Origin of the sequence: Methylobacterium jeotgali (assembly GCF_022179345.1) — a bacterium.
Lineage (GTDB): Bacteria > Pseudomonadota > Alphaproteobacteria > Rhizobiales > Beijerinckiaceae > Methylobacterium > Methylobacterium jeotgali.
In genome coordinates, this window is record NZ_BPQR01000025.1 from 55,676 (window position 1) to 63,211 (window position 7,536).

The 7,536-nt window shown below is 72.9% G+C and carries 5 protein-coding genes; all 5 read left to right on the forward strand.

What is annotated here, in order from left to right:
• Nucleotides 1–4: 4 nt before the first annotated feature.
• The 5 genes from MFF04_RS07840 to MFF04_RS07860 all read left to right on the forward strand — a co-directional run bounded on the left by MFF04_RS07840 (nucleotide 5) and on the right by MFF04_RS07860 (nucleotide 7,488).
• Entirely contained in the window at nucleotides 5–1,828 is a 1,824-nt protein-coding gene (locus MFF04_RS07840; protein ID WP_238274876.1) for a flagellin N-terminal helical domain-containing protein, read from the forward strand.
• Between the two features lie 73 nt (nucleotides 1,829–1,901).
• Nucleotides 1,902–2,210 carry a porin gene (locus tag MFF04_RS07845; protein ID WP_238274877.1) on the forward strand — a complete coding sequence of 103 codons (309 nt, stop codon included), beginning with the start codon at nucleotides 1,902–1,904 and terminating at the stop codon, nucleotides 2,208–2,210.
• A 365-nt stretch (nucleotides 2,211–2,575) separates the two neighbouring features.
• Nucleotides 2,576–5,728 carry an autotransporter family protein gene (locus MFF04_RS07850; protein ID WP_238274878.1) on the forward strand — a complete coding sequence of 1,051 codons (3,153 nt, stop codon included), beginning with the start codon at nucleotides 2,576–2,578 and terminating at the stop codon, nucleotides 5,726–5,728.
• Between the two features lie 160 nt (nucleotides 5,729–5,888).
• Nucleotides 5,889–6,776 (forward strand): PhzF family phenazine biosynthesis protein, encoded by an 888-nt coding sequence (locus tag MFF04_RS07855; RefSeq protein WP_238274879.1) that lies wholly within the window; start codon nucleotides 5,889–5,891, stop codon nucleotides 6,774–6,776.
• Entirely contained in the window at nucleotides 6,769–7,488 is a 720-nt protein-coding gene (locus MFF04_RS07860) for an NUDIX hydrolase (RefSeq protein WP_238274880.1), read from the forward strand. The genes MFF04_RS07855 and MFF04_RS07860 overlap by 8 nt, the downstream gene beginning before the upstream one ends.
• Nucleotides 7,489–7,536 lie beyond the last annotated feature (48 nt).

Below are 7,536 nucleotides of genomic sequence, written 5' to 3' on the forward strand. Positions count from 1 at the left end.
GGCGATGACGACGATCACGAACTTCGCCGCCGGCAGCTACAACACGCTGCGCAGCACGCAGAACCTGCTGAACCTGAAGAGCCAGCTCGAAGGGCTGACGACGCAGCTCGCGACCGGGCGCACCGCCGAGACCTATGGCGGCCTCGGCGCCGGGCGCACCACCAGCCTCAGCGCCCATGCGGCCCTCGCGGCGCTCGACGGCTACGATTCCGCGATCGGCACGGCGACGACCCGCGTCAACCTGACCGCGGCGAGCCTCCAGCAGGTCACGACCCTCACGAGCACGCTCCGCTCGAGCCTGAGCAACAGCCTCGTCAACAACTCGAACGCCACGGCGAGCTCGCAGCTCGCCAGGAACAACCTCGGCGCGGTGATCGACGCCCTCAACCAGAGCGTCGCCGGCCAGTACCTGTTCAGCGGCCGGGCGACCGACGTGCAGCCCGTCCAAGACGTGGGCACCATCCTCAACGGCGATGCGGGCAAGGGGCTCGACGGGCTCGCCAAGCTCGTCTCCGAGCAGAAGGCCGCCGATCTCGGATCCGGCAACGGCCGCCTCTCGATCGGGACGCCGGCGACCGGCGCCACGAGCTTCTCGCTCGGCGAGGAGAGCGCGGCGAGCGACCCGACCGGACGGACCCGCGCCAATTTCGGCTTCACGATCCCCTCGACGCCGACGGCGACGAGCGCCGCCTTCACGATCACCCAGACCGGGACCTCGGTGCCGCCGAACGTCACCCTCGACCACGCCCCGGCCGAGGGCCAGAGCTTCCGGGTCACCGTCAACCAGCCGGACGGCAGCCAGAAGACCCTCGACCTCACCGTGCGCTCCGGGGCCGCCGCGTCCGCCGCCGACAGCTTCCCCGTCACCACCGACGGCGCGGCCGCGAGCCTCGCGCTCAAGAACCTCGTCGCGCCGGGCACCGTGGCCGGCGTGCAGAGCGGCAATCCGCCGGCGCTCGTGGCGACCTTCTCGGGCGGGGCGCCGGCCTCCTACCAGATCGGGCTCTCCGCCCAGCCCAGCGAGGGCGACAGCCTCACGGTGACGCTCGGCATGCACGACGGCACCACGACGACGGTGACGCTCGCTGCCCGCAAGACGGTCTCCGCCGGCGATACGGGCGTCTTCCAGATCGGCGCCGACGCGGCCGAGACGGCGCGCAACCTCTCGGCGGCGCTCGGCACCGCGGTGACGACGGCGGCCTCCGCGACGCTCTCGGCCAGTTCGACGGCCCGAGCCTCGGCGGATTTCTTCAACGGCACCACCAAGGCCGGCCAGGAGCCGAGGCGCATCCTCACCGATGGCTCCGGCAACCCTTACTACGCGCAGAGCCCGCAGGGGCGCACCGTGATCTGGTACCAGGGCGACGCCGACAGCGCCGACGCCCGGGCCACCACCACCGTGCGGATCGGGGCCGGCAACGATCTCTCGATCGGCGCCGCCGCCAACGAGACCGCGATCCGCACGGCGCTCGCCGGCATCGCGGCGATGGCGGTGGAAGGCATCGCCGATCCGACCGGCAGCACCGGCAAGACCCGCTTCAACGCGCTCGCCGACCGCTCCGCCAGCCTCCTCCAGACGGCGACGACGGGTTCGCCGGGCCTCAACGACATCACCGGCGAGTTCAGCCTCGCCTCGAGCGCGCTCTCGAACGCCACCGCCTACAACAAGGCGACCCGCACAACGCTCGACGGGGCCGTCGACAAGGTCGAGAACGCCACGACCGAGGAGGTGGCCGCCAAGCTCCTCGCCGTGCAGACCCGCCTCCAGGCGAGCTACCAGATCACCGCCACCCTCTCGAAGCTGACGCTCGCCAACTACCTCGGCTGAGCGCTTGCCCGGCGGCGGAGCCCCGGCCTACCCTGGCGCCGCGACAGCTTCGAGGGCGGCCGGAACGATGCGGATGATACTGGGACTTCTCCTCGGCCTGCTGAGCGCGACGGGCGTCGCCGCGGGCGAGCGGCCGCGCCCCGCTGCGGCCGAGACGCTCCTGCCCTGCCCGACGCAGGGACCCGGCTTCGTGCGCGCGCCCGGCAGCCGCACCTGCTTCCGCCTGTCGGGACGCGCCGCCGGCAACCTCGACCTGCGCCCGGGCCGTGGCGGCCTCGAGACGGCGCCCGGCGTCAGCGGCCGCTTCGCCATCGACACCCGCGCCGACACAGATCTCGGACCGGTGCGCACCTATGTCCGCATCGGCCAGGGACGCCGCTGAGCCCGGATCGTCACGCCCCTGTCGCATCGTCCGACTACGACGCCCGCGTTTCCAAGACTTCGGTCCGCCCGGCTCCGCCGCGGCGGGCCGTTTTTCGTTTCGACCCACCGCGCGGCGGACGGGGCATCGAGCCGCGCAGGCGGACTTCGTGCGGAGCGATCACGCAGACGTGACCCAAAATCGACTGTCCTCACGAAGTTGTGTCTGAGCAAATATAATTCGTTCCGAACGTGAACTGGCTAAATGTGTCTTGCAAGCAACGTAAATCCGGAAGTAAATTATGACTGGATTATGACATATACTTCGCCGAAAGCTTGCTGGATGTGTCGCTCGACAGTCGGCCGCTCCGACTCGGGGAGAGCACGATGCACCATCGATCCAGCGTCTCGGCACTCGCTCTGGCAGTCGCCGCCACGGCCCTTACGGGCCTGCCCGCGGCGGCACAGACCGCCAACACCACGGCCTCGGACGTCAACGTCCTCAACCTGCTCTCGCCGTTCCTGAGCCTGAACGCGACCGCCGCGGGCCGGACGGCCCTCCAGCTCAACCTCGACCAGACCGTCGCGCTCAACAACGGCGCCGACCGGACCCGCCAGAGCCTCGCGATCAGCGACAAGAACCTGCTCGGCTCGGCCACCAACAACCTCGCCTCGGTCGGGCTCGGCGTCTACGGCGCCGGCGCCAACCTCGCTGGCGGCCTGCCGGCGCAGACCGCGATCAACGGCATCGTCCCGGTCCAGCCGGTCGGCGGGCTCGGCACGCAGCTCGGCCAGATCTACGTCGCCGGCTCGGCCTCGGGCACCGCCGGCCCCCTCGGCAGCGTCGTGCAGCTTCTCGCGAGCGCCTACAACTTCACGGGCGCCAATCTCGGCGTCGCCAAGAACTACTTCGCCAACGGCGCCGCCACGAACCCGTCGACGACCCCGCCCGGCTACGTCCCCGTCCCGGCGGTGGCGCCGGCCGGCTACACCCTGCCGACCTTCAACGGCCTGCCCAACACCACCGACAGCGTCTACGACCTCGCCTACGGCGTGCGGAACACGCAGGCGGGCCAGGACGTCTACGGCTCCTCGCGGCCGGTGCAGGTCGCCCCGAACCGCTTCAACACCTTCGATCCGACGGCGCTGAACGGGCTCGCGACCAACCCGTCCTTCCCGAGCGGGCACACCACCTACGCCTTCACCGACGGCATCCTCCTGGCGATGCTGGTCCCGACCCAGTTCCAGAGCATGGTGGCGCGCGCCGCCGAGTACGGGGACAGCCGCATCCGGCTCGGCGTGCACTATCCCCTCGACATCATCGCCTCGCGGGCGCTGGCGAGCTACGACCTCGCGCAGGCCTTCACCAACCCGCTCTACATCGGCAACGCCTCCACCACCGGCACGGCCGTGAACCTGCCGGCTCTGTTCACGCAGGCCTCGACGCAGATCCAGGGCTACCTCGCGCAGCAATGCGGCGACACGGTCGCGGCCTGCTCGGTCTCGGCCGCCAACACGACCAACAATCCCTACCTGCCGACCGCCGCCAACCAAGCGCTCTACCAGCAGCGCCTGACCTACGGCCTGCCGACCCTGAGCTTCGCCCAGGCCCCCCGCGAGGCGGCCCCCGCCAACGGCCCGGACGCCTCGATCCTGCTCGCGGCCGTCTACGGCGGCTCGACGGCGGCCGCCCGCACGCTCGCCCCGAACGGCGGCATCAACGGCCAGCTCCAGACGAGCACCATCAACCAGATCCTCGTCAACACGCAGACGAACGCCCTCGAGGCCTTCTACGGCACGCCGCTGAGCTACTGGAGCCGCCTCGACCTGTTCTCGGCGGCCGGCTACTTCGGCAACGTCACCGGCACGCTGGTCCTTGACGCCGCCGACCGGGTCACGGTCGCGGCGACCGTCGGCAGCGGCGGCGTGCTCGGCGGCTCCGGCAGCGTCGCGGGCCTCACCGTGCTCTCGGGCGGCACGGCGGCGCCCGGCGCCGTCACCGGCGGCATCGCCACCTTGAGCGTCGCCGGCAACGTCGCCTTCGCGGCGGGCTCCACCTTCCGGGTTGACGCCACCGCCGCCGGCCAGTCCGACCGGATCGCGGCGACGGGCACCGCGACGCTCGCGGGCGGCACCGTGCAGGCGAGCCCGGCCGCCGGGACCTACGACCCGCGCACCCGCTACGCGATCCTGACCGCCGCTGGCGGCGTCACTGGCCAGTTCGCCGGCGTCACCTCGGATCTCGCCTTCCTGACCCCGAGCCTGACCTACGCGGCCAACGAGGTCGACCTCAACCTGACCCGCAACGACATCGCCTTCTCGGCGGTGGCGGCCAACCGCAACCAGGCGGGCGTCGCCGACGCAATCCAGGCGGGCGGCGCCGGCACGGCGGCCTTCCAGAGCACGGTCGGCCTCACCGCGGCCGAGGCGCGCACCGCCTTCCAGGCGCTGGCCGGCGACGTCCACGCCAGCAGCGCGGCGACGGCGTTCACCACGGCCTTCTTCGTCCGCGAGGCCATCCTCGACCGTCTGCGCTGGGGCGGCACGCCGGGCGTGGCCGACGGCCTCGACCTCGGCCGCCTGCCCGCCGCCTACACCGCCGACCTTCCCGGCCGGACCGCACCGGTGGCGAGCGTGCCTGCCCGCATCCTCGACCCGCGGGTGTTCGGCCTCTGGGGCCAGGGCTTCGGCAGCTTCGGCGACGCCCGCACCGACGGCAACGCCGCCGGCCTGACCCGCCAGATCTCCGGCTTCGTGATCGGCGCGGACGTGCGCCTCGAGAGCGGCTTCAAGCTCGGCGTGGCCGGCGGCTACAGCACTGCCAGCCTCGACACCGCCGGCCGGCTCCAGTCGGCGACGATCGAGAGCGGTTTCGGCGGCGTCTACGGCGGCTACGAGAGCGGGCCGGTCTCGGTGCGCCTCGGCGCGGTCTACTCCGACGACAGCACGCGCACCCGGCGCTCGGTCGCCTTCGCGGGCTTTGCCGGATCGCCCCAGGCGCGGGTCGGCGGCTCGACGGTCCAGGGCTTCGGCGAGCTCGGGTACCGCTTCTTCCTCGGCGAGGCCGCCCCGGTGGCGGTGATCTCCAAGGACCCGGTGGCCCCGCGCAGCACCGCGCTCTCCTACATCGAGCCCTTCGTCGGCGGCGCCTACGTCTCGGTCGGCCGCGACCGCTTCGTCGAGACCGGCGGTGCGGCGGCGCTGGTCGGCTTCGCCCGCGACTATGAGATCGGCACCGCCACCGTCGGCGTGCGGGCGCAGACGGCCCTCGACCTCTGGAACCTCCCGCTCTCGGCGCACGGGCTCGTCGGCTACCGCCGCGCCTTCGGCGACGTGGTGCCCACCGCGCTGCTCTCCTTCGGCACCGGCCCGTCCTTCCTCTCGGCCGGCCTGCCGATCGACCGCGACGCCCTCGTGGCGGAGGCGGGCCTCGACCTGCGGGTCGCGCCGAACGCGACGCTCGGCGTGGCCTATCGCGGCCAGGCCGGCGACCGGGCCCAGGACCACGCGGTGAAGGGCAACCTCACCCTGCGCTTCTGAGGACGGATGCTCCCGGCGAGGGTTTCCGCCCTCGCCGGAGGCGGATCCTGCCGGGTCGTCCGGCTTGCGGGTGGGAAGGCGGGCGGCCTATCAACAGGCGGGCCCGCCTTCGCGCTTGCGCAGGGGCAGGCCGATCCTCGCCGAAGTCTCCGGAGTCTTCATGACGCGCCGCCGCTTCGTAACGCTCGACGTGTTCACGCAGACGCCCTACGCCGGAAACCCGCTCGCCGTGGTGCTGGACGCGCAGGGCCTCGACGGGGCGGCGATGCAGCGGATCGCCCGCGAGTTCAACCTGTCCGAGACGGTGTTCGTGCTTCCGCCCGCGGAGACGCGCCACCGCGCCCGGCTGCGCATCTTCACCCCCGCCCGCGAGCTGCCCTTCGCCGGTCACCCGACCGTCGGCGCGGCGGTGCTGCTCGCCCTGGAGGACGCCCGCGCGCGCAAGGCCGATGCCGTTGCCTTCGGCCTGGAGGAGGAGATCGGCACCGTCTCCTGCGTGGTCGAGACGGGCGAGGGCGGGGGCCGCGCGCGCTTCAAGCTGCCGGTTCTGCCCGAGTATCTCGGCCCCGGTCCCGAGGCGGCGCAGATCGCGCCCGCCCTCGGCCTCGAGCCCGCCGACATCGGCTTCGGCCTCCACGGGACGAGCCGGCACGCGGCCGGCGTGCCCTTCACCTTCGTGCCCGTCGCCTCCGTCGAGCGCCTCGATGCGATCCGTCTCGACCTCGGCGCCTTGGGCGAGGAGGCCCTCTACGTCTACGCCTTCGATCCGGAGGGGCTCGGGCTGCGCTTCCAGGCGCGGATGTTCGCGCCGCGTCTCGGCATCCCCGAGGACCCGGCGACGGGCTCCGCGGCGGCGGCCTTCGCCGGGGTGCTGATGCAGTTCGAGCGGCTCGGCGAGGGCGATCACGACGTGACCCTCCGCCAGGGCGTCGCGTTCGGGCGCCCGAGCGAGATCGACCTCCAGGTCACGATCCGCGCAGGCGCCCTCGACTCCGCCGAGATCGGCGGGGCGGCCGTGGTCGTCAGCGAGGGCGCGCTCGTTGCCTGAGCCGGTCTCGGGCTACGCCCGAACCCGTCTCAGCCGCATCCACGGCCGCCTCGTCCCTCATCGGTGGGCGTGGGCAGAGGCCAACGCCGCGGCCATCGCCGCGCACTGGGCCCGCCGGCGCGCCGAGCGGCCGGGGCTGTTCGACGGGATCGTGCTGCTCGCCTGCGGCTGCGAGGTCGCGGACGGGGCCGCCACGGTGGCCTTGTTCGAGGCACGCTTCTCGGCCTTGCTCGCCTTCCGGGACTGGGGCGCGCCGGACGGCAGCGTCGCCAACGCCTTCGCAGCGATCGCCCCGGTCGGCCGATGCGGCGGCGTGGTGCTCGGGCGCATGGGCCGCCACACCGCCAACGCCGGCCGGGTCTACTTCCCCTGCGGCACGCCGGACCGGGCCGACGTGAGCGGCGACCGGGTGGCGCTCGCCGAGAGCGCCGCGCGCGAGCTCGCCGAGGAGACGGGTCTCTCGGTGCCGGAGGGCGCGCCGGAATCCTGGGTGCTCCTGCGCGGCGAGGGCTACCTCGCCTTCCTGCGGCCGGTGCGCTTCCGCGAGGACGCGGATGCGCTCGTGGCACGCATGGAGCGTCACCGCCTCGCCGAGGCCGAGCCGGAGCTCGACGGCTTCCTCGTCGCCCGCACCCGGTCGGACATCGATGCGGAGCGGATGCCCGGCTTCGTGCAGGACTATCTCGGCGCGATCCTGAAAGATCAGGGGTAGCCGTAGCGGGACTTGGCCGCCGAGAGCAGCGCGAGCGCCTCGCCCTCG